Here is a 22,256-nt window from a genome sequence, read left to right as displayed (position 1 = left end):
GCACCCACACCGGTTCAACAGAAAGAGCGACCAGCATGCAGGTCCACAAGTACGACGTCGTCATCGTCGGCGCGGGCGGCGCCGGAATGCGCGCAGCCATCGAATCAGGGCAGCGCGCCCGCACCGCCGTCCTGACGAAGCTCTACCCCACCCGCTCGCACACGGGCGCAGCGCAGGGTGGGATGTGTGCAGCACTCGCCAACGTCGAGGAAGACAACTGGGAGTGGCACACGTTCGACACCGTCAAGGGTGGCGATTACCTGGTGGACCAGGACGCGGCCGAGGTCATGGCGAAGGAAGCCATCGAGGCGGTCCTCGATCTCGAGAAGATGGGCCTCCCGTTCAACCGCACCCCCGAGGGTCGCATCGACCAGCGGCGCTTCGGCGGTCACACGCGTGACCACGGCAAGGCACCCGTCCGGCGCTCCTGCTACGCGGCTGACCGCACGGGCCACATGATCCTGCAGACGCTGTACCAGAACTGCGTCAAGCACAACGTCGAGTTCTACAACGAGTACTACGTGCTCGACCTGCTCATGGTGGACCAGGAAGTCACCGTCGACGGCGTGACCCGCATCGAGAAGCGCGTCGCCGGGGTCGTCTCCTACGACCTCGCGTCCGGCGAACTGCACATCTTCCAGGCGAAGTCGATCGTCTTCGCGTCCGGTGGTGTCGGCAAGGTCTACAAGACGACGTCGAACGCCCACACGCTGACCGGTGACGGAATGGGCATCGCCTTCCGCCGTGGCATCCCCCTCGAGGACATGGAGTTCTTCCAGTTCCACCCGACCGGCCTGGCCGGCCTCGGGATCCTCCTGTCCGAAGCAGCACGCGGTGAGGGTGCGATCCTTCGCAACTCGGAGGGTGAGCGCTTCATGGAGCGCTACGCCCCGACCATCAAGGACCTCGCCCCCCGTGACATCGTCGCCCGCTCCATGGCGAACGAGGTCCGCGAGGGACGCGGCGCCGGACCGAACAAGGACTACGTCCTCCTCGACCTGACTCACCTCGAGCCTGCCCACATCGACGCGAAGCTCCCCGATATCACCGAGTTCGCCCGCACCTACCTCGGCGTCGAGCCCTACACCGAGCCGGTTCCCGTTTTCCCGACAGCGCACTACGCGATGGGCGGCATTCCGACCAACATCAAGGCCGAGGTGCTCGCGGACAATGACACCGTGGTCCCCGGGCTGTACGCGGCCGGCGAAGTCGCCTGCGTCTCCGTCCACGGCTCCAACCGCCTGGGCACCAACTCGCTCCTGGACATCAACGTCTTCGGCAAGCGCGCCGGCATCGCCGCCGCGGAGTACGCCCTGACGGCTGATTTCGTGGAGATCCCCGAGAACCCGACCACCGAGACCGAAGAACTCCTCAACCGGGCACGCAGCTCGGAGGGTGGGGAGCGCGTCGCTCTCATCCGGAAGGAACTGCAGGACATCATGGACGCCAATGTCCAGGTGTTCCGCACGGAGCAGACGCTCCTCGAGGCCCTGCGGGTCATCGATACCCTTGAAGAGCGGTACACACGCATCACGGTGCAGGACAAGGGCAAGCGGTTCAACCTCGACCTGCTCGAAGCCGTGGAGCTCGGGTTCCTCCTCGACATGGCGAAGGTCATGACGGCGGCGGCCCTGCACCGCAAGGAGTCCCGCGGCGGTCACTTCCGCGAGGACTACCCGGAGCGCGACGACGAGAATTTCATGACCCATTCCATGGCCTACAAGGACCCCAGCGCCACCGAGACCAGCGGCGTACGCCTTGAGACCAAACCGGTAATCTTCACCCGATACCAGCCCATGGAGCGAAAGTACTGATGAGCACCGAAACCGTACAGAAAGAGCCGGCCTCGAAGATCGAGATCAGCCCGGACGTCGCCGGCGGCGAGATCCCCACGTTCGACATCACCCTCAAGGTCCGCCGCTACAACCCCGAAGTCTCGGACGAGGCCCACTGGGACGAGTGGCAACTGACCATGTACGGCACGGACCGCGTGCTGGACGCCCTGCACAAGGTGAAGTGGGAGCATGACGGTTCCGTCTCCTTCCGCCGATCCTGCGCCCACGGCGTCTGCGGCTCCGATGCCATGCGCATCAACGGCCGGAACAGGCTCGCCTGCAAGACCCTGCTGAAGGATCTCGACACGTCCAAGCCCATCCTCGTGGAGCCCATCAAGGGCCTGCCGGTGGAGAAGGACCTCATCGTGGACATGGAACCGTTCTTCCAGTCCTACCGGGAGATCATGCCGTTCCTGGTCAGCAAGGGCCACGAGCCGACCAAGGAGCGCCTCCAGTCCGCGGAGGAGCGCGACCGCTACGACGACACGACCAAGTGCATCCTGTGCGCCGCCTGCACCTCCTCGTGCCCGGTGTTCTGGACCGACGGCCAGTACTTCGGACCGGCCGCCATCGTGAACGCGCACCGTTTCATCTTCGATTCGCGTGACGACGCCGGTGACATGCGGCTCGAGATCCTCAATGACAAGGAAGGCGTCTGGCGCTGCCGGACCACCTTCAACTGCTCCGAGGCCTGCCCGCGTGGCATCCAGGTGACGAAAGCCATCTCCGAGGTCAAGCAGGCCATCCTGACGCGAAGGGTCTGATACGACAGGGTCGGCTCCAACAGCTGTTCCGCAGTCCAGGTCGACGGCAAAGGGCGGCCCCTCTCAGGAGGGGCCGCCCTTTGTTCGTGGGCGGGCCGATCAGCCGCGGTTCTTCCGGCGGCTGCGTTGCCTGAGCGTCCCCGCCTTCGCGTGGTGCTGGCGCTCGGCATCGACCTCCGCATCGGCCGAGCCCACCGCGCACCAGGCAATCGCCAGCAGGTACACCTGACTGAGCAGGAAGAACCAGATGAAGAGCGCAAGAATCACGGCGAAGGACAACAGGAGCGGATTGTTGCCGAAGCTGCCGAGGATCTGTGTCGAGAAGGTACGAAGCAGGGTGGTACCGAGCCCTGCGATGAATGCTCCCTGCAGCAGGATCGGCTTGGGCATGTCGATGGCGGACGCCGATCGGAACAGCACCACGGCGACGAGGATGTCCAGCAGGACCATCACCAGGAAGCCCGCTCCCTGCGTCAGGACCTGACTCACGGCGTTCAGCTTCAGGATCGTGAGGAGCGTGCCGAGTGTGTTCGTGGCAACCACACCCAGTGCCGTGGTCACGACCATGATGACACCCAGCAGCGCGAGGGTTCCGAGGTCCTTCAGCCACAGGAGTACCGGATGGACGGCAACCGGTTGGAGGGCGAAGATGCCGCGCATGGCCTGCCGCATCCCGCCGATCCACCCGAGGGCCGTGGCCAGCATCACCGCCGCGGAGACGACGATCGTCCAGCCCAGTCCACTCGTCGCCTCGAAGAGCCGCTCAGGAGTGATGATGCCTCCCGCGCCGTCCTCCTCGGCGATCAGTCCGGGTACCGCCCGACCAAGTGCATCCACGGAGAGGGCACGGAGGGCATCATCACCGGCGATGACTATCCCGAGGGCGGCGAACACGACGACCAGCAGTGCCGCGATCGCGAAGAACAGTCGATAGGCCAGTCCCGCCGCCATCAGCGGGCCGCGCCGCTCGTTGTAGAGCAGGACCACCCGAACGGGTCGCAGCGTGAAGAAACGGCAGAGAGCGAGGTCCACCCGCGCGAGCAATACCTCAGGGCCGCCCCTGCCGGAACGCGTCAGGCGACCGAGCCTGACCTGTGCGTCGATGACCCTGCGACGGAGCTCGGGCAGGCTCGCCGGTGACGGCTGGTCAATAGGAGGCGGTTTGGGGGCGGTCAGCGTCCTCGCCAAAGTGCAGCTCCTCCCGCAGTTTCCACAGTCCCGAGGGCACATGCTCGTACAGTCCCATCGACCCCACGTCGAACGCGGCTTCGAAGCCGTTCAACTCCTCGACGGCGGCGTCCATGCCTGCGTCGGACACGTCGTGCGCAACCGTCACATGAGGGTGGAAGGGAAATTCGAGATCGCGTTCGAGAGGGCCCTTCTGGAGCCTGGAGTGGAGCTCGACGCACTCGTCGAATCCCTGGACCAGCTTCAGGAACACCACGGGCGATGCAGGCCTGAAGGATCCGGTGCTGCGAAGGCGGACCTCGAAGGGCCGTTGTTCCTGGGCCACTGCGCGGACATGCTCGATGGTCGCAGCCCAGTCGTGGGCCGGCGTCGTCGTGATGAGGGTGATGTGCGGTGGGACGACAGCCGCCATGGGATCACCGAACGACGCCCTCCACGCCTTCAGGCTGCTCGCGAGCGGTTCCGGGATGGAAATGGTGATCCCGACGCAGCTGCCGCTCAGTCCCGGCTGCGACAGGGCTGTCGCCAACCGGCTGGGATGACCCGTGGAGACGCACATGGATCAGCGGGCTCCCGCCGCTGGAAGGAACCCCACACGCGCATAGACATCGGCCAGGGTGGGAGCAGCCAGCTCGCGAGCCTTGGCAGCGCCCTTGGCGAGCAGCCGATCGAGCTCCGCCGGGTCCGACAGGAGCTCCTCGGCCCGGGCACGCACGGGGGTGAGCGTCTCGACGACGAGCTCGGCGAGATCGACCTTCAGGTGTCCGTACATCCGCCCCTCGTACTCGGTCTCGAGCTCGCTCACGCTCTTGCCCGACATGGACGAGAAGATGGCGAGGAGATTCGAGACGCCGGGCTTCCCATCCCGGTCGAAGCGGATCTCCGTCCCGGCATCCGTGACGGCGGACTTGATGCGTTTGGTCGTGACCTTGGGGTCGTCGAGGAGGTTCACCAGACCGGCGGCGGACGAGGCCGACTTCGACATCTTCGCCGTCGGATTCTGCAGGTCGTAGATCTTGGAAGTCTCCTTCTGGATGAAGGGCTTCGGCAGGACGAAGGTCTCCCCGAAGCGGGCGTTGAAGCGCTGGGCGAGATCGCGGCTCAGCTCCACATGCTGCCGCTGGTCCTCGCCGACGGGAACACCGTCAGGCTGGTACAGAAGAATGTCGGCGGCCTGGAGGATCGGATAGGTGAAGAGTCCGACGGTGGCGGAGTCGGTTCCTTGCTTCGATGCCTTGTCCTTGAACTGCGTCATCCGGGAGGCCTCGCCGAAACCCGTCAGGCAGTTGAGCACCCAGGCGAGCTGCGCGTGCTCCGGCACCTGGGACTGGACGAACAGCGTAGCCCGGTCGGGATCGACCCCACCCGCTATGTACTGGGCAGCCGTTGTGCGCGTCCGGCGTGCCAGTTCGGCGGGGTCCTGCGGCACCGTGATGGCATGCAGGTCGGGAATGAAGAATACGGCGTCGTAGGTCTCCTGGAGCCGCACCCAGTGGACGAGCGCGCCCAGGTAGTTGCCGAGGTGGAGCGAGCCGGCGGACGGCTGCATCCCGGAGAGGATACGCTGCCGCCGCGCGATGGCCGGGTCATGCTGTGGTTCTGTCATGAAATGGGTTTCCTGGGGTTCAGATCCGGTAGTCGACGACGAGCGGCGCGTGGTCCGAGAACCTCGTGTCCCAGCTCGGCGCCCTGTCGACGGATGCGCTCAGCGCGCTTTTCGCGAGGGCTTGCGTGGCCAACTGGTAGTCGAGGCGCCAGCCGGTGTCATTGTCGAACGCCTTACCGCGCCAGGACCACCAGGTGTAGGGACCGTCGACCTCGCCCGCGAGCAACCGCGCCACGTCCATGAAACCGCACTCGTCCGAGAAGAACCGGTCGAAGTACGCCCGCTCCTCCGGCAGGAAGCCGGCGTTCTTCACGTTGCCCTTCCAGTTCTTGATGTCGAGCTGCGTGTGACCGACGTTGAGATCGCCCGTGACCACTGCATGATCCGTGCCATCCCTCAGCTGCGGCAGCCGCGTGACCATCGCCTCGAGGAAGGCGTACTTGTCATCCTGCTTCTGCGTGCCGACCTCACCCGAATGGACGTAGGCGCTGACCACCGTGAGGGTCACCCCGTCTATCTCGAAGTCCGCCTCGACCCATCGGCCGGCCGTATCGAAGTAGCTGTCGCCGATGGTGGTGCGCGTGGCCGAAGGCTCCTGACGCGAGGCTATGGCCACTCCTGCACGGCCCTTCGCCTCTGCCTCGGTGTGCAGGATGGACCAGCCGTCACCGAGGAGGCTGCGGACGACGGCGTCGGGCGCCCGAACCTCCTGCAGGCAGAGGATGTCGATGTCGCGTCCGTCGAGCCATTCCTGCATTCCGCGCTTATAGGCGGCCCGTATTCCGTTGACGTTCACGGACGCGATACGCAAGGGTTTTCGCGATGGATTCGATGCCGGACTCACTCGATCCACCTTACCCCGCAGGGTCTATCGATTCGTTCCGGCGGGGCCGTTCAGTCAACGACAGTGCCCTCGACCGGACCCTCGCTGGAACCCTTCATCATGGACCGCGCGTTGTGGGAGGTGATCTCGATCGTCTCGAGCGCCCGCTCCACCATCTCCGCGTCCTTGCCGAGGTACTCCCTGACCACGCCGACCTGCACCTGGATGATCTTGAAGCTGTGATCGAGCTTCAGGTCGCGAGCCCGGTCGACGGCGGCGGTGCCTGCTTGGGGTGCACCGGCACTGCCGAACCCGCCGTGCGCCTGGATCCGGTCTGCGGCCTTCCTCGCCGCGGACCGGAGACTGAGGACCACGTAACTGAAGATCAGGAGCCAGCCGAGCGAGATGATCGCGACCAGCCAGCCGATGACGTCGTTCTGGTTGGCCGCGAAGACCACTGCTACGAGGAACACGACCAGCATGACTGCCATCCCGGCACTGCCCATGCGCATGCTCACACCCCGGCCCGAAGGCCGCCCATTACTCCCTAGTGTCTGCATCATGCCATTCTCGCGCATGGACAACGGCACCCCTGCTGCTTCCACCGCGGGCGAACTCCCAGGCGTTTCAAAGTTCTTGCACATCCACACCAATCCGTGATGGGTATCACCCCGAAGTACAGTCATGCGCGCCCCACGGAGCGCTTCATTCGCACACTGGAGGAATTTCCGATGAACAAGAAGATGCGTTTTCTCGCAGTACCGGCACTCGCCATCAGCGCCGTCGCCCTCGCCGGCTCCCCCGCCATGGCCGCACACGACGGCTCATACTCGTCCACCCTGGGCCAGCTGAACGGCACCACCGGTACCGGAACCATCACCCTCGACGTCGCGGGCGACCAGGCGACGGTCAACCTTCAGGTGTCAGGTCTCGCCGAGACCTTCATGGACGCGCCGTTCCCCCACGTCCAGCACATCCACGGTGGAGCAAAGGGTGTCTGCCCCACGCCTGCCGATGATGCGAACGGTGACGGGATCATCAACGTCGCTGAAGGCGTCCCGGGCTACGGTGACATCCTCACCACTCTGACCACGTCCGGCGCCTCCACGCCTGCTGAGGGCCTGAACCTGGCACTCGGCGGCCAGGGTGGAACCTACTCGGTCGCGCGCACCATCACCATCGATGAGGCCACCCAGAAGTCGCTCGCCGCCGGCACCGCCGTCGTCGTCGTCCACGGTCTTGATGCCACGACCGCCGGTGTTCCCGCAGAGGTCTTCGGCAGCCCCTCCGAGATCGCTCCCGAGCTTCCCCTCGGTGCAACCTCGCCTGCTCTCTGCGGCACGCTCGTGAAGACCCAGATGGGCGAAATGCCCTACGGCGGAGCTGACACCGGTGTTGCCACCGAGTCCTCCTCCAACACCGCCGGCATGATCGCCCTCGGTGGCGGCCTCGTCCTCGCAGCAGCAGCCGGTGGCACCTACGCCGTTCGTCGTCGCGCAGCAGACAACGCCTAATACTGATCCCTCACCGTGATCAGTAGAGTAAATGGCCACCGCTGGGGCTTCACGGCCCCGGCGGTGGCCGCCCTCTTCCTCCTTGCCGGATGTGGGTCCGCAGACGGGCCCGCAGTTACACCTGCGACCTCGTCCGCGAGCGCCTCGGTCGAAGCAGCACCATCGGCTCCCCCGCCCTCCTCAGCGGCGCCTGCCCCCTCCTCCCCTGCCGCCGCTCCGGCACCGGCTCCGACGGCCCTGCCCCCCGTGCTCCCCGCCTCTCCGCCGGTCACGCTCGACATCCCCTCTATCGGGATTCGCACGGACCTGCTCAGCCTGGGTCTTCGCGACAACCAGAGCCTCGAGGTTCCACCGGACGGACCAGGCGCTCCGGCCAGCTGGTACAACCAGTCCCCGACGCCGGGCGATCGCGGCCCGGCCGTGATGCTCGGCCATGTGAATGCCACCGACGGCGGCAAGGGTGTCTTCGCCGACCTGCGCACATTGAAGGCCGGGGACCGCATGAACGTCATCCGCGAGGACGGCTCGACGGCGGTCTTCGAGTACCAGCGCGGCGAGGCCTACCAGAAGAACGATTTCCCCACCCTGACGGTGTACGGCAACACCCCGGGTTCGGAACTGCGGCTCATCACCTGTGACGGCTACAACCCCGACACCGGCGAGTTCGACGACAACTTCGTCGTCTACGCGACCCTGGTGCTCTGACAGACGCGTCCTGAGCCCGCGAAGTCCCGGGCACCACCACTGAGAAGCGACGGTCGGGCCCTCCAGCCCGGCCGTCGCTTTCCCTCGTGGAACACGGGTAGCCGGCCTACCGTAGGAACAGCTTGCGCAACCGAAGGGTTGTGAGCAGCATCCCCACGGCAATCATCACCAGGAAGTAGCTCAGGTGGATGACCGTGGCCGGGGTGAAGGACGCGATGCTGATCTGTCGCAGCAACTCGACCCCGTGCCATAGCGGCAGTGCCTGGATGAACCACTGGATACCCTGCGGGTACACGCTGAGGGGGTAGAAGGTGGCCGAGAACAGGAACATCGGCAGCATGACGAAGTTGACCCATTCCATCTGCTGGAAGGTCTTCATGAAGCTCGTGATGCCCATCCCGAAGGACGCGAAGCCGAAGGCGATCACCACGGACGCAGGGATCATGAAGAGCGCCACCGGGCTGGTGATCAGCCCCATGAGAGCCATGACGGCGGTGAAGCCTGTCGCGTACATGGCCCCGCGGAGGAGGGCGAGGAAGATCTCCCCGATCGCGACGTCGAGCGGTCCGAGCGAGGTGTAGAGCATGCCCTGGTACAGCTTGGCGAAGTTCATCTTGAAGAAGACGTTCCACGTACTGTCGTAGACAGCGCCGTTCATGGCGGAGACCGCCAGGAGTGCGGGCGCGATGTAGGCGGCGTAGCTGATGGCCCGCCCGTCCGGACCCTCGACGGTGCCTACGAGCGCGCCGAGGCCGACGCCCATGGACACGAGGTAGAGCACTGGCTCGAAGAACCCCGAGACCATCACGAGCCAGTTGCTGCTGCGGGTTGCCAGCAAGCCGCGTGCGATGACGGCACGGGCATTGCGGGAGTAGAGCGCCGCCAGGGGTCGCTTCGAGCCGTCGAGGGTGTAGTCCTGTGCCGTCAACTGTGCGCTCACTTTCCCAACCTCCTCGCGTAGACGGACCGGGCAAGTCGCAGACCGATGGCGGCCAGGACGACGAGGAACAGGACGTGCACGACGGCGAGCCAGACCGGGAGGTCGTACCCGTAGGTCAGCGCGCGTCCTAGTTCGGTGCCGTGCCACAGGGGCGAGATCCATCCGATCCAGCGGAGGAACACTGGGAGCGTATCCAGCGGGAAGAACGTGCCCGAGAAGAGGAAGAGCGGCGTGACGATGAACCGCATCACCAGGGCGAACTGCCCCTTGTCCTCCTCGACGCTCGCCGAATACGCCATCAGGGGGAGGCCGAAGGCGAGCCCGCTGAGCACAGCGACCGGGATCACTGCAGCGCCGGTCAGGGACGGTGAAGCCCCGAAAGCCGCGACGATGAGGAAGTAGATGATGGTGCTGGCCGTCAGACGGGCCGTGACCGCGATGACGTGGCCGTTGACGATCTGGTCCGTGTTCAGCGGGGACGCATGGGGGCCGTAGTACACCCGCCTCCACTTGAACCCGTCCATGACCGGATAGGTGAACTCGGTGGCCGCAATCATGATCGTCGCCGAGGCCAGCAGCGCCGGGGCGATGAAGGCGAGGTAGCTGACTCCGCCGAAGGCACCGGCCGCGTTCCGGTCGACGAGGGTGGCCAGGCCGATCCCCATAGCGAAGAGGTACATGACCGGCGTGCCGACGCTGGAGGCGAGCAGCGTCCATTTGTAGCTGTTCATGGAGCGGAGGACGTGCTCCGCGTAGTACCAGGAACCGAAAGCCCGGGCTCGCCTGGCCGACACCTCCGGCTTGTGTGCGTGAAGCCGGTACGGCTGGTTCACGACGGCGTCCTGGACGGACGCTGCGGGATCACGGTCAGTCAACGAGGCTCCTTCCCGTCAGGCGCAGGAACACGTCCTCCAGGGAGGAGCGGCGGACCAGCGAGGTGATGGGCCGGAGCCCCCGCGCGGTCACCTCCTCCAACGCGGCCTCGCCGTCGTGCGTGTAGATGAGCACGCGGTCGGGTAGCGGCTCGAGCCGGTCGCCGATGCCCTGCAGGTCCGCCGCGACGGTGGTATTGCGCTCGGACCCGAAGCGGAGTTCGAGCACTTCCCGCGTGGAGTGGTCCCGGATGAGCTGGGCCGGCGATCCCTCGGCCATGATCCGGCCCTTGTCGACGACGACGAGGCGATCGCAGAGCTGCTCGGCCTCGTCCATGTAGTGCGTCGTCAGGATGAGCGTCACGCCGGACTCCTTGAGCCGGAAGAGGCGGTCCCACAGGATGTGGCGTGCCTGCGGATCGAGGCCGGTGGTGGGCTCGTCGAGCAGGAGGATCTTCGGTTCGTTGATGAGCGACCGGGCGATGGTGAGGCGCCGCTTCATCCCGCCGGAGAGGGCGTCGACCTTCGCGGACGCCTTGTCGGTGAGTTGCGCGAATTCGAGGAGCTCGTCGGCCTTCGGCTTCAGGTAGCTCATCGGGAGTCCGAAGTAGCGACCGTAGACAAGGAGGTTGTCGCGCACCTTCAGTTCCTCGTCGAGGTTGTCCTGCTGTGGCACGACACCGAGGTGGGCCCGCACCTCCGGCCCGTGCTCCTCGGGGTCGAGGCCCATGATGGTCAGCTGCCCGGATGTCCGCTGGGATACCCCGCCGATCATGCGCATGGTCGTCGACTTGCCGGCACCATTGGGCCCGAGCAGGCCGAACGACTCCCCCGCGGGAACCTCGAAGGAGATGCCGTCGACCGCCTTGAAGTCGCCGTAGTGCTTGCTGAGCTGCTGGGCAGAGATGACCGGAGGTCCGGCAGGGAGAGTGGGCACCCGCCCAGCCTAGGCGAGAACTCCATTGGGACAAGCCAATGGGAGTCCGATTGTTCTACGCCAGGTCGGCCCGGCGCTCGGCGGCCTCGACCACGTTCGTCAGGAGCATGGCCCTGGTCATTGGACCCACTCCTCCGGGGTTGGGCGACAACCAGGCGGCTACGGATGCCGCGGCGGGGTCGACGTCGCCGGTCAGCTTCGCCTTGCCCGTCTCAGGATCCTCGACGCGGCTCACGCCGACATCGAGCACTATCGCCCCCGGCTTCAGCTGCTCCGCACCGATCATGTGCGGGATACCGGCAGCAGCGACGACGACGTCGGCGCGGCCGAGGTGGTCCGCGAGGTCGACGGTGCCGGTGTGTGCCAGTGTCACGGTCGCGTTGATCTGCTTGCGGGTCAGCAGCAGCCCGAGCGGTCGCCCGACGGTCACGCCCCGCCCGACGACGAGGACGTTGAGTCCCTTGAGCGCGATGTCGTGCCGGAGCAGGAGCTCGACGATCCCGTGCGGTGTGCAGGGCAGGGGCGAATCCATTGGAGCGTTGACGTTCAGGACCAGCTTGCCCAGGTTCGTCGGGTGCAGCCCGTCGGCGTCCTTTGCCGGATCGATGCGCCCGAGGATCGCGTTCGTATCGATGTGCGAGGGAAGCGGAAGCTGCACGATGTAGCCCGTGGTGGGGTCGTCGTCGTTCAGCTCGTCGATGACCGCTTCGAGTTCCTCCTGCGTGATGGTGTCCGGCAGGTCCCTCCGCACCGAGGTGATGCCGATCTGCGCGCAGTCCCTGTGCTTACCAGCGACGTACGAGTGACTCCCGGGGTCCTCCCCGACCAGGACGGTGCCGAGGCCGGGCGTGATGCCGCGCTCACGCAGGGCGCTGACGCGCTCGGTCAGTTCCGACTTGATCCGGGCGGCGGTCGCCTTCCCGTCGAGGATGCGGGCTGTCGTACTCATGCTAGGAGTCCTTTTCGACGTGCTGGTCCAGTTGCTCGAGCAGGAATACCTTGCCGCGGTCGCAGCAGCCGGTGAAGCAGCATTCCTCGGTGCGGATGTCGAAGTCCGTCAACGCTGCAGCCTTCGAGCTGAGAGCGCCGGGCGGAAAGGGACCTACCACTCCTCCTGGCCCGGGTAGAGCGGGAAGTCCGCGGTGAGGGCCGAGACCCGGGCACGAAGTGCCTCGACGTCGGGCGAAGGCTTGAGCGCGGCAGCGATGATCTCGCCGACCTCGGCGAATTCGCGTGCGCCGAACCCTCGGGTCGCCAGGGCCGGCGTTCCGATACGGAGGCCGGAGGTGACCATCGGCGGACGAGGGTCGAACGGGACGGCGTTACGGTTCACGGTGATGCCTACCGAGTGGAGCACGTCCTCCGCCTGCTGGCCGTCGAGCGACGAATGGCGCAGGTCCACCAGGACGAGGTGGACGTCCGTGCCGCCCGTCAGGACCGAGACGCCGTGCTCGGCGACATCGCTCGCGGTGAGCCGTTCGGCGATGAGGCGTGCGCCCTCGAGGACGCGCTGCTGGCGTTCCTTGAACTCCGGCGATCCGGCGATCTTGAACGCCGTGGCCTTGCCTGCGATCACGTGCATGAGGGGCCCGCCCTGCTGTCCGGGGAAGACGTTGGAGTTGATCTTCTTCGCCCACTCCTGCTTCGCGAGGATGACGCCGGAGCGGGGACCGGCGAGCGTCTTGTGCACGGTGGAAGTGACCACGTCGGAGTACGGGACAGGGCTCGGGTGCACACCCGCTGCGACGAGGCCGGCGAAGTGCGCCATGTCCGTCCAGAGGAGTGCGCCGACCTCGTCGGCGATGGAGCGGAAGGCAGCGAAGTCGAGCTGGCGGGGGTAGGCGGACCAGCCCGCGATGATGACCTGGGGCTTCTCGGCGACGGCCTGCTTGCGCACGCGGTCCATGTCGAGGCGGTGCGTGTCCTCCTCGACACCGTAGGCCGCGACCTCGTAGAGCTTGCCGGAGAAGTTGAGCTTCATGCCGTGGGTCAGGTGCCCTCCGTGCGCGAGCGACAGGCCCATGATCTTGTCGCCGGGCTTGATCATCGCCGACAGGGCCGCGGCGTTCGCCTGTGCACCGGAGTGCGGCTGCACGTTCGCGAACTCAGCGCCGAACAGTGCCTTCACGCGCTCGATCGCGAGGTTCTCGGCGACGTCGACGTGCTCGCAGCCGCCATAGTACCGACGTCCCGGGTAGCCCTCCGCGTACTTGTTGGTGAGCACGCTCCCCTGGGCCTCGAGGACGGCGCGCGGAGCGAAGTTCTCCGAGGCGATCATCTCGAGGGTGTCCCGCTGTCGTGCGAGCTCGTTCCGCAGAACGGCGGCGATCTCCGGGTCCACCTCGGAGAGCGGCGCGTTGGTCACGGAATCTGCGGCGGTACGGGACGGAGCCATGGGCGACGTGGTCATCGTTTGATCCTTCTCTGGGTCTCGCAAGAGGTCAGCTTGAGTCGCGGGTGGGTGGCGGATCGATCTCCGCGCCCCGGCCGCTCGTGAAAGGTGACCCGCGGCCCAGGCGTGCGATCCGTGGTCTGCACTAGAACGTCAGGGCCTCCCGGAGGATGAGCCTGGTTCCACGCCGCTCCCTGGTGGTTGCCCACCCTACGCCAGTCGCGACGCTCCCATGCTAGCCGTTCGGGAGCCCGCCCCGCCACCGGGACCGGCGCCCTCCCATTGCAGGAATAGGCGTCCTGCCCGGGCCGTTCCGCATCAGGAACGGTTCTCCGGCGGACGGCGCCGATTCGGAAAGGTCTGGCACATGGGCGGGACAGCACGGGAAGAAACGGGCGGCAGTCCGCCAGAACGCGTGCGGGTGGTCATCATCGGCGCCGGCCAGGCGGGCCTGAGCAGTGCGTACCACCTGCTCCGCCGGGGCCTGCACGCGTATCGCGACGTCGTCGTGCTGGATGCGAATCGAGCGCCGGGCGGAGCCTGGCTCCATCGCTGGCCGGCCCTGACCTTCGACGCCGCGCACGCCCTGCATGATCTTCCCGGCTTCCCCCTGGGCGCGCCGGATCCCGAGGAGCCCGCGTCCGACGTCGTCTCCCGTTACTACGGCGCCTACGAGCGCGAGTTCGACCTCCCTGTCGTCCGCCCGGTCTCGGTGGTGCGGGTGGAGCGGGAGCACGCACGCGGGCCGGAGGACGGACAGCAGTGCGACGACGGCGGACCGGACGAGAGCGACGGCGGTCCCCTGCGGGTCACCACCACCGCCGGAACCTGGATCGCCGACGTCGTGATCAGCGCGACCGGCACCTGGGACCGCCCGTACTGGCCCTACTACCGGGGACGGGACGTCTTCGCCGGCCGACAGTTGCACACGCACGATTACCGCTCGGCAACCGAGTTCGAGGGGCAACGGGTGCTCGTCGTGGGCGGGGGGACGTCCGCCGTGCAGTTCATGCTCCAGCTCCACGAGGCCGGCGCCCTTCCCCTCTGGTCCACGCGTCGTCCGCCGTCGTTCACGCGCCGCCCGTTCGACCCGGAGTGGGGGCGGGAAGTAGAGGCCGCGGTAAACGCGCGGACCAGTGCCGGCCTTCCGCCCGAGAGCGTCGTGTCGGCGACGGGCCTGTCGCTGACCGCGCAGTACCAGGCAGGGATCGACGCCGGCATCCTCGTCTCGCGCGGCGCCCTAGCCGAACTCCGGGAGCACTCGGCGGTCTTCACCGACGGGTCGGAGGAGCCTGTCGACGTCGTCCTCTGGGCCACCGGATTCCGTGCCGCGCTGGATCACCTCGCGCCCCTGCACCTGCGTGAACCGGGCGGCGGAATCCTCATGGACGGCGTGCACGTGGTGAAGGAGAGCCGGCTCCTGCTGGTCGGCTACGGTGCCTCCGCCTCGACCCTCGGCGCCTCGAGGGCCGGCCGCGCCGCGGCGGGTGCAGCAGTCCGCACGCTCCGGGGCATCGCGTCACATGACGGGGTGGCCGGTAATCTGGCGTAGGTGACCTCCCACGACGCAACCCGCTCCTACTCGTTGACGCTGTCCTGCCCCGACAGGCCCGGAATAGTCCACGGCGTGTCCGGTGCCCTCGTGGGCCTCGGCGCCAACATCACCGAGTCCCAGCAGTACGGCAGCCCCGAGACCGGCACATTCTTCATGCGCGTGGCACTCACCACGGATGCCTCTGCGGAGGACCTTCGCGCAGCACTGCGCCCCGTGGCCGCCGAGTTCGGGATGGACTGGTCGCTCGACGAAGCCGAGCGGCGCACCCGCACGCTGATCATGGTGTCCAAGGCAGCGCACTGCCTCAATGACCTGCTCTTCCAGCACCGCTCGGGCACACTCGCCATCGACATTCCCGTGATCGTGTCGAACCATCGCGACCTCGAAGATCTCGCTGCCTTCTATGGCATCGAGTTCCACCACATTCCGGTGACTCCGGAGACCAAGGACGAGGCCGAGGATGCGCTGCGCGCACTGATGGAGCAGCACGGCATCGAACTCGTGGTGCTCGCGCGCTACATGCAGATCCTCAGCGACCGCCTCTGTGAGGACCTCCTGGGCCGGGCGATCAACATCCACCACTCGTTCCTGCCGTCCTTCAAGGGGGCCCGCCCGTACCATCAGGCCCACGCGCGGGGCGTGAAGCTCATCGGCGCCACGGCCCACTACGTCACCGGTGCTCTCGACGAGGGTCCCATCATCGAGCAGGAGGTCATCCGCGTGGACCATGCGCGGACGGCCGAGCAGCTGACGTCGATCGGGAGGGAGCTCGAGGGCCGTGCCCTCGTCCAGGCCGTGCAGTGGCACGCCGAACGCCGCGTCCTTCTCGACGGACGCAGGACTATCGTCTTCAACTGATCCGTCGCCGCCCGGATTGCACACCTGCCCGCGCGCGACGACGTCGCCTAGGCTGGCGCCATGGCTAACCACACCTTCCGCGGCAGGACTCCGAGGATCGGCGCTTCCGCTTTCATCGCCCCCACCGCCTCGCTCATCGGTGACGTGACCGTCGGCGAACACGCAAGTGTCTTCTTCGGAGCCAGCGTCCGCGCCGACACGTCCTCCATCACCATCGGCGAGGGCACCAACCTGCAGGACAACGTGGTGGTGCACGCCGACCCCGGCTTCCCTGCGCACATCGGCGATCGGGTCAGTGTGGGACACAGCGCCGTGGTCCACGGGTGCACCATCGAGGACGACTGCCTCATCGGCATGAGCGCCACCGTCATGAACGGGGCTGTCATCGGTTCCGGCTCCCTCGTTGCCGCCGGCGCCGTCGTGCTGGAAGCCACCGTCATTCCGCCGCGATCCCTCGTTGCCGGTGTGCCCGCGAAAGTACGCAGGGAGTTGAACGATGACGAGGTCGAGGGCGTCAAGGACAATGCGGCCCAGTACCGGTTGCTCGCCGAGGAGTATCGTCACGCGTTAACTTCTTGACTACAAGGGGAGGCTGCGGCACCCTAGAGATCATGCCCGCAGAATCCCCCTCGACGGCGAGGACCACCTTGAGCGCCGCACCCTCCAGGCCGGGCTCCCAATCCGCGCTCCGCGAACAGAACCAGCAGCGCGTGATCGCCGCGCTGATGAGCGGGGGGCCCCAGACGCAGGCAGAACTCTCACGACAGACCGGTCTCTCGACGGCCACGGTCTCGAATCTCGTGAAGGTCATGGCCGCTACCGGGATCGTCAGCACGGCGCCGACCACGAGCTCGGGCCGGCGTGCCCTCTCCGTGATGCTGAACGGCAACGGTCAGGTAGCCGCCGGCATCGACATCGGTCGCCGCCACCTGCGCGTGGTCCTTGCCAGCCCCGACTACCGCGTCCTCCAGGAAGCCTCCGTCGCCCTGCCGCTCGGGCACAGCGCCGTCGACGGCCTGGCCGCGGCGTCGGACCTCCTTGATGAACTGCTCGAGAACGGCGGCATCCACCGCCGTGCGCTCCTGGGCGCAGGCATAGGGATACCCGGGCCCATCGACCGGCGTACCGGCACCGTAGTGCAGGGCGCCATTCTGCCCGAGTGGGTCGGAATCAACATCCACGAGACGTTCAGCGAACGGCTGCAGGTCCCGGTGTTCATAGACAACGACGCCAATCTCGGTGCGTTGGCGCAGGTGACCTGGGGTCCGCACAGCGCCGTCGACAATCTCATGTTCATGAAGGTGGGCTCCGGCATCGGCTCCGGACTGGTCCTCAACGGCTCGCTGTACTACGGCAATGTCGGCGTCACCGGGGAACTGGGCCACACCACCATCAACGAGCAGGGCGTCATCTGCCGGTGCGGCAACCGAGGCTGCCTCGAGACGGTCGCCTCGACGTCCACGATGATCGAACTGCTGAGCCGCGGGAGTAGTGAGACGGTGGATACCCAGCGCATCATCGACTGGGTCCTGGCCGGGGACACGGCGGCGCTGCGCGTGATCGACGACGCCGGTGCCGCCATCGGCCGGGCACTGGCCCACATGGCCAACCTCATCAACCCCGAGACGATCGTCATCGGCGGCCCCCTGACGAGTCTCGGGGAGATCCTGCTGGAGCCCGTCCGCCGCAGCCTGGCCCGTCACGCGGTACCGATCATCGGGGACACGACGAGTGTCTGCATGTCCTCCCTCGGCGACCGGGCGGAGGCCCTCGGAGGGGCCGCCGTCGTCCTCGCACAGCCGGGAATCTCCCTCGCGCTGGCAAGCTCTGCATAAAGATTTGCTCTGTTTTCCCGGTGCTTTGCGTTCAACACTTGACGCCAAGGCATCAGAGCGTGTTCAATTCTTTTCGGGCCGAGGTTGGGCCTGCACCACGACAACGCCGTCACCGCGGGAGGCCCCATGAACAACCACACCATCCTTGAGATGCGTTCGATCACCAAGGAATTTCCGGGAGTCAAGGCCCTGTCCGAGGTTTCGCTCGAGGTCCAGGCCGGCGAGATCCACGCCATCTGCGGTGAGAACGGCGCCGGGAAGTCCACCCTCATGAAGGTGCTCTCCGGCCTCTACCCCTACGGCGACTACTCCGGTCAGATCTTCTTCCAGGGCGAGGAAGTCCAGTTCAAGGACATCCGCTCGAGCGAGGCCGCGGGCATCGTGATCATCCACCAGGAACTCGCGTTGATCCCCGAGCTGTCGATCGCGGAGAACATCTTCCTCGGTAACGAGCCCACCCGCTTCGGCGTGATCGACTGGGACTACGTCAACCGGACGACACTGGAACTCATGGCTCGGGTAGGCCTCAGCGAGGACCCGATCACGAAGGTGAAGGACATCGGCGTCGGCAAGCAGCAGCTCGTCGAGATCGCCAAGGCGCTCAACAAATCGGTGAAGCTGCTCATCCTCGACGAGCCCACCGCGGCCCTCAACGAATCGGACTCGCAGCACCTCCTGGACCTGATGGCGGGCCTACGTTCCAAGGGCATCTCGTGCATCATGATCTCGCACAAGCTCAACGAGATCGAGCAGATCGCCGACTCGATCACCATCATCCGCGACGGCAAGGCGATCGAGACACTCCACATCAAGAACGACGGCGTCGACGAGGACCGCATCATCCGCGGCATGGTCGGCCGCTCACTGGAATCCCGCTTCCCCGACCACACGCCGAAGATCGGGGAGACCTTCTTCGAGGTTCGCAACTGGACCGTCGCGCACCCCACGGTCTCCGACCGCCTGGTCTGCAAGAATTCCAGCTTCCACGTCCGTCGCGGCGAGATCGTCGGCTTCGCGGGGCTCATGGGAGCCGGACGGACGGAGCTCGCGCGCTCCGTGTTCGGCCGGTCCTACGGCACCTTCAAGTCGGGCCAGATCCTCATCAACGGCAAGGAAGTCACGCTGCGCTCGGTACCCCAGGCGATCAAGGCCGGGCTCGCCTACGTGACCGAGGACCGCAAATCACTCGGCCTGAACCTGCTCGATGACATCAAGTCCACCACGGTGTCCGCGGACCTCAAGCGCATCACGCACGGGCTCGTCGTCGACCGGGACGAGGAGTTCCGGATTGCTGAGGAATACCGTAAGTCGCTGCGAACGAAGACGCCCAGCGTCAACGAGGGCGTCGCGAAGCTCTCCGGTGGGAACCAGCAGAAAGTCGTCCTCGCGAAGTGGATGTTCACGGACCCTGATTTGCTGATCCTCGACGAGCCCACCCGGGGTATCGACGTCGGGGCGAAGTACGAGATCTACGGCATCATCCAGAAACTTGCCGACCAGGGCAAGGGCGTCATCGTCATCTCCTCGGAGCTGCCCGAACTGCTCGGCCTCTCGGACCGCGTCTACACCATCTTCGAAGGCGCGATCACCGGAGAAGTAGCCCGCGAGGACGCGAACCAGGAATCCCTGATGAAACTCATGACCGCCAGCAGGAAATCTGCCTGACCGAAGCCCCTAGGAAAGACACCATGAATTCCCTCAAACAAATCTTCGGCGGAGACACCCGCCAGTTCGGGATGATCTTCGCCCTGGTCGCGCTCGTCGTGTTCTTCCAGTGGCGCACGGGCGGCAAGACGCTCACGTCCGTGAACATGATGAACCTCTTCAACGGCAACTCGTACATCCTGATCCTGGCCATCGGCATGGTGCTCGTGATCATCGCCGGACACATCGACCTCTCGGTCGGTTCGGTCGCGGCGTTCGTCGGCATCGTCGTCGCGATCGCCATGAGGGACTGGGGCATCCCCTGGTACATGGGCGCGCTGCTGGGCCTCGTCCTCGGTGCGCTCATCGGGGCCTGGCACGGCTTCTGGGTTGCCTATGTCGGCATACCGGCGTTCATCGTGACGTTGGCCGGCATGCTCCTGTTCCGCGGTGCCAACCAGTCGGTCGGCAATTCCCTCACCGTCCCGGTGCCCGAGGGCTTCCGCTACCTCGGCGCCGGTTACCTCCCCGAGGTCGGCCCGAACACGGGCTACAACAATCTCACGCTGCTGATCGGCTTCGCCCTGGTGGCGTTCGTGATCTACAACGAGATCCGCGGCCGCCGCAGGCTGGCGAAGATCCACGCCGACCTGCCCCCCACGTGGGTGCCGGTCACCAAGGTCGTCCTGCTCTCCGCCGTCATCCTCTACGCGACGTACCTGTTCGCGACGGGCCGTCCCGGCACCTCCTTCCCGGTTCCCGGGCTGATCCTCGGCGTCCTCGTCATCATCTATGCCTTCATCTCGAACAAGACGATCCTCGGACGCCACGTCTACGCGGTCGGTGGCAACCGCCACGCAGCGGAGCTCTCCGGCGTGCAGAGCAAGCGCGTGAACTTCATGGTCATGATGAACATGTCCATCCTCGCCGCCCTCGCTGGCATGATCTTCGTCGGCCGGTCCACCGCCTCAGGCCCGTCCGACGGCGTCGGATGGGAACTCGACGCCATCGCAGCCGTCTTCATCGGTGGCGCAGCCGTCACCGGTGGCGTCGGCACCGTGGTCGGCTCGATCATCGGCGGTCTCGTCATGGCCGTCCTCAACAACGGCCTCCAGCTGCTCGGAGCCGGTGCTGACGACACCCAGATCATCAAGGGCATCGTTTTGCTCGTCGCTGTCGCCTTCGATGTCTACAACAAGAGCCAGGGCAAGCCGTCGATCATCGGCCTGCTCACCAGGAACTTCGGCGGAGGCAGTGGCGGCGGCAAGTCGTCCGCCCCCACCCCGCAGCCCGCTCCCACGGAGCAGGCCGTCGGAACGAAGGAAGTCATCACCCACGACGTCTAGGCATCCGCTACTTCCGGACACCCGGACACCATGCTCCAACCCGTCCACCACAGCAAGAGCAAGAGAAAGAGAATGCAATGCGTAAGTTCGCAAAGTCCTTCGCAGCGATCGCTGCGATATCAGCACTGGCGCTGACCGGTTGCGGTCGTGAAGAAGCGGCCCCGGCCACCGAGGGCGGCGACGCCGCAGCCTCCGGCTTCGAAGCAGGATCGGCCATCGGCGTGGCACTGCCGCAGAAGACCTCGGAGAACTGGGTTCTTGCCGAGACCCTGTTCAACGACGGTCTGACCGAAGCCGGTTATGAGCCGGATGTCCAGTTCGCCAACGGCGGCGTGTCTGAGCAGCAGAACCAGATCAGCTCCATGATCACCAACGGCGTGAAGGTGCTCGTCGTCGGAGCCATCGATAGCGCTCAGCTCGGCACCCAGCTGCAGCAGGCGAAGGACGCCGGCATCACGATCCTCGCCTACGACCGCCTCCTGACCAACACGGAGAACGTCGACTACTACGTGGCATACGACAACTTCCAGGTCGGCGAGCTCCAGGGCCAGGCCCTCCTCGACGGAATGAAAGCTGCCAAGCCTGAAGGCCCGTACAACATCGAGCTCTTCGCCGGATCACCCGATGACGCCAACGCGAAGGTCTTCTTTGACGGCGCCATGAGCATCCTCCAGCCCGAGATCGACAACGGGAACCTGGTCGTGGTTTCCGGCCAGGAGACCTTTGACCAGGCCGTCACCCAGGGATGGAAGGCCGAGAACGCCCAGAAGCGGATGGACACGCTGCTGTCCGGCAACTACAGCTCCACCGAACTCGACGGCGTGCTCTCCCCCAACGACACGCTCGCCCGCGCCATCCTGACCTCGGTCGAGGGTGCAGGCAAGGCACTGCCCGTCGTCACCGGTCAGGATTCCGAGGTCGAGTCCGTCAAGCTCATCATGGAAGGCAAGCAGTACTCGACCATCAACAAGGACACGACTGCCCTCGTCGAGCACGTCATCGAGATGGTTGACAACCTGCAGGCCGGCGAAGAGGTCGAGATCAATGATCCCGACTCCTACGAGAACGGCGTCAAGACCGTTCCCGCCTACCTCCTCGAGCCACAGATCGTGACCAAGGAGAACGCTGCGGAGGCGTACGCCAACAATCCCACGCTCTCAGCACTCACGAAGTAGCACGCATTTACCCGGACTCGTCCGGCAGTAGTACCAGGAAGTGCCCCGGCTACGGTCGGGGCACTTCTTTCTTTCTCGGCTTCGTGATGTCGGTTCCTGTCCAACGTCAGGATCCCGTCCTCCTGGTAGCCCTCGTCGGCGCCCTGAAACGACCGCAGCTTGTCCGCGACCGTGCTCAGCTGTCCGTGGAATGCCATCCCGCTGGCCTGAGCTGTGAACGCGAGTGTGATCGATGGACGCGGAACCAGCCAGCGGCAAGGATGGGTT

At 66.0% G+C, this 22,256-nt stretch carries 21 protein-coding genes; 11 read left to right on the top strand and 10 right to left on the bottom strand.

Going from position 1 to position 22,256, the window contains the following annotated elements; genetic code table 11:
- The first annotated feature begins 35 nt into the window (after positions 1 to 35).
- Together sdhA and RCH21_RS11420 are read left to right on the top strand one after the other, a co-directional pair.
- Entirely contained in the window at positions 36 to 1,814 is a 1,779-nt protein-coding gene (sdhA, locus tag RCH21_RS11425) for a succinate dehydrogenase flavoprotein subunit (RefSeq protein ID WP_120148344.1), read from the top strand.
- Positions 1,814 to 2,599: a succinate dehydrogenase iron-sulfur subunit gene (locus tag RCH21_RS11420; RefSeq protein ID WP_120148345.1), complete on the top strand. Its 786-nt coding sequence runs from the start codon at positions 1,814 to 1,816 to the stop codon at positions 2,597 to 2,599. The genes sdhA and RCH21_RS11420 overlap by 1 nt, the downstream gene beginning before the upstream one ends.
- Positions 2,600 to 2,698: 99 nt before the next feature.
- Here RCH21_RS11420 and RCH21_RS11415 read toward each other — a convergent pair whose 3' ends face one another.
- The 5 genes from RCH21_RS11415 to RCH21_RS11395 are packed head-to-tail and all read right to left on the bottom strand — an operon-like array spanning position 2,699 to position 6,776.
- Positions 2,699 to 3,787 carry a YihY/virulence factor BrkB family protein gene (locus RCH21_RS11415; RefSeq protein ID WP_326964466.1) on the bottom strand — a complete coding sequence of 363 codons (1,089 nt, stop codon included), beginning with the start codon at positions 3,785 to 3,787 and terminating at the stop codon, positions 2,699 to 2,701.
- The gene (locus tag RCH21_RS11410) at positions 3,747 to 4,346 is read right to left on the bottom strand and encodes a 2'-5' RNA ligase family protein (protein ID WP_326964465.1); all 600 of its coding nucleotides are present in this window, start codon (positions 4,344 to 4,346) and stop codon (positions 3,747 to 3,749) included. Before RCH21_RS11410 ends, RCH21_RS11415 begins: the two co-directional genes overlap by 41 nt.
- Positions 4,347 to 4,349: 3 nt before the next feature.
- On the bottom strand, positions 4,350 to 5,393 hold the full coding sequence (gene trpS / locus RCH21_RS11405) for a tryptophan--tRNA ligase (RefSeq protein WP_326964464.1): 1,044 nt from the start codon (positions 5,391 to 5,393) through the stop codon (positions 4,350 to 4,352).
- 19 nt (positions 5,394 to 5,412) lie between these two features.
- On the bottom strand, positions 5,413 to 6,246 hold the full coding sequence (locus RCH21_RS11400; protein ID WP_442784703.1) for an exodeoxyribonuclease III: 834 nt from the start codon (positions 6,244 to 6,246) through the stop codon (positions 5,413 to 5,415).
- A gap of 41 nt (positions 6,247 to 6,287) precedes the next feature.
- A complete protein-coding gene (locus RCH21_RS11395; RefSeq protein WP_326964632.1) occupies positions 6,288 to 6,776 on the bottom strand; it encodes a hypothetical protein in 489 nt (162 codons plus the stop codon).
- Positions 6,777 to 6,947: 171 nt separating this feature from the next.
- Between RCH21_RS11395 and RCH21_RS11390 the strand changes: the two genes are divergently transcribed.
- Together RCH21_RS11390 and RCH21_RS11385 are read left to right on the top strand one after the other, a co-directional pair.
- Positions 6,948 to 7,730, top strand: coding sequence for a hypothetical protein (locus RCH21_RS11390; RefSeq protein ID WP_326964462.1), 783 nt, complete (start codon positions 6,948 to 6,950; stop codon positions 7,728 to 7,730).
- 15 nt (positions 7,731 to 7,745) lie between these two features.
- Positions 7,746 to 8,435, top strand: coding sequence for a sortase domain-containing protein (locus RCH21_RS11385; RefSeq protein WP_326964461.1), 690 nt, complete (start codon positions 7,746 to 7,748; stop codon positions 8,433 to 8,435).
- Positions 8,436 to 8,541: 106 nt separating this feature from the next.
- On the opposite strand, the gene RCH21_RS11380 is transcribed toward RCH21_RS11385, so the two are convergent.
- From RCH21_RS11380 to glyA, 5 genes are all read right to left on the bottom strand, one after another.
- Positions 8,542 to 9,375: an ABC transporter permease gene (locus tag RCH21_RS11380; RefSeq protein ID WP_442784702.1), complete on the bottom strand. Its 834-nt coding sequence runs from the start codon at positions 9,373 to 9,375 to the stop codon at positions 8,542 to 8,544.
- Positions 9,372 to 10,250 (bottom strand): ABC transporter permease, encoded by an 879-nt coding sequence (locus RCH21_RS11375; RefSeq protein ID WP_326964460.1) that lies wholly within the window; start codon positions 10,248 to 10,250, stop codon positions 9,372 to 9,374. Before RCH21_RS11375 ends, RCH21_RS11380 begins: the two co-directional genes overlap by 4 nt.
- On the bottom strand, positions 10,243 to 11,184 hold the full coding sequence (locus tag RCH21_RS11370; protein WP_326964459.1) for an ABC transporter ATP-binding protein: 942 nt from the start codon (positions 11,182 to 11,184) through the stop codon (positions 10,243 to 10,245). The genes RCH21_RS11375 and RCH21_RS11370 overlap by 8 nt, the downstream gene beginning before the upstream one ends.
- 55 nt (positions 11,185 to 11,239) lie before the next feature.
- Entirely contained in the window at positions 11,240 to 12,133 is an 894-nt protein-coding gene (locus tag RCH21_RS11365) for a bifunctional methylenetetrahydrofolate dehydrogenase/methenyltetrahydrofolate cyclohydrolase (RefSeq protein ID WP_326964458.1), read from the bottom strand.
- Positions 12,134 to 12,286: 153 nt separating this feature from the next.
- Complete coding sequence (gene glyA / locus RCH21_RS11360; protein ID WP_326964457.1) at positions 12,287 to 13,594, bottom strand: serine hydroxymethyltransferase; 1,308 nt, start codon at positions 13,592 to 13,594, stop codon at positions 12,287 to 12,289.
- Between the two features lie 349 nt (positions 13,595 to 13,943).
- Between glyA and RCH21_RS11355 the strand changes: the two genes are divergently transcribed.
- From RCH21_RS11355 to RCH21_RS11325, 7 genes are all read left to right on the top strand, one after another.
- The gene (locus RCH21_RS11355; RefSeq protein WP_326964456.1) at positions 13,944 to 15,128 is read left to right on the top strand and encodes an FAD-dependent oxidoreductase; all 1,185 of its coding nucleotides are present in this window, start codon (positions 13,944 to 13,946) and stop codon (positions 15,126 to 15,128) included.
- Entirely contained in the window at positions 15,129 to 15,989 is an 861-nt protein-coding gene (gene purU / locus RCH21_RS11350; RefSeq protein WP_120148356.1) for a formyltetrahydrofolate deformylase, read from the top strand.
- Between the two features lie 60 nt (positions 15,990 to 16,049).
- Positions 16,050 to 16,568 carry a gamma carbonic anhydrase family protein gene (locus RCH21_RS11345; RefSeq protein WP_326964455.1) on the top strand — a complete coding sequence of 173 codons (519 nt, stop codon included), beginning with the start codon at positions 16,050 to 16,052 and terminating at the stop codon, positions 16,566 to 16,568.
- A gap of 32 nt (positions 16,569 to 16,600) precedes the next feature.
- A complete protein-coding gene (locus RCH21_RS11340) occupies positions 16,601 to 17,824 on the top strand; it encodes an ROK family transcriptional regulator (protein ID WP_326964454.1) in 1,224 nt (407 codons plus the stop codon).
- Positions 17,825 to 17,950: 126 nt separating this feature from the next.
- Positions 17,951 to 19,489: a multiple monosaccharide ABC transporter ATP-binding protein gene (gene mmsA, locus RCH21_RS11335; RefSeq protein WP_120148359.1), complete on the top strand. Its 1,539-nt coding sequence runs from the start codon at positions 17,951 to 17,953 to the stop codon at positions 19,487 to 19,489.
- A gap of 23 nt (positions 19,490 to 19,512) precedes the next feature.
- Complete coding sequence (gene mmsB / locus RCH21_RS11330) at positions 19,513 to 20,814, top strand: multiple monosaccharide ABC transporter permease (RefSeq protein ID WP_120148360.1); 1,302 nt, start codon at positions 19,513 to 19,515, stop codon at positions 20,812 to 20,814.
- Between the two features lie 77 nt (positions 20,815 to 20,891).
- Complete coding sequence (locus RCH21_RS11325; protein WP_120148361.1) at positions 20,892 to 21,989, top strand: substrate-binding domain-containing protein; 1,098 nt, start codon at positions 20,892 to 20,894, stop codon at positions 21,987 to 21,989.
- The last annotated feature ends 267 nt before the right edge of the window (positions 21,990 to 22,256 follow it).

Origin of the sequence: Arthrobacter sp. PL16, from assembly GCF_035985055.1 — a bacterium.
Taxonomy (GTDB): domain Bacteria; phylum Actinomycetota; class Actinomycetes; order Actinomycetales; family Micrococcaceae; genus Arthrobacter_D; species Arthrobacter_D cheniae.
Note: the sequence above shows the minus strand (reverse complement) of the source record. Positions and strands in the feature narration are given on the sequence as shown.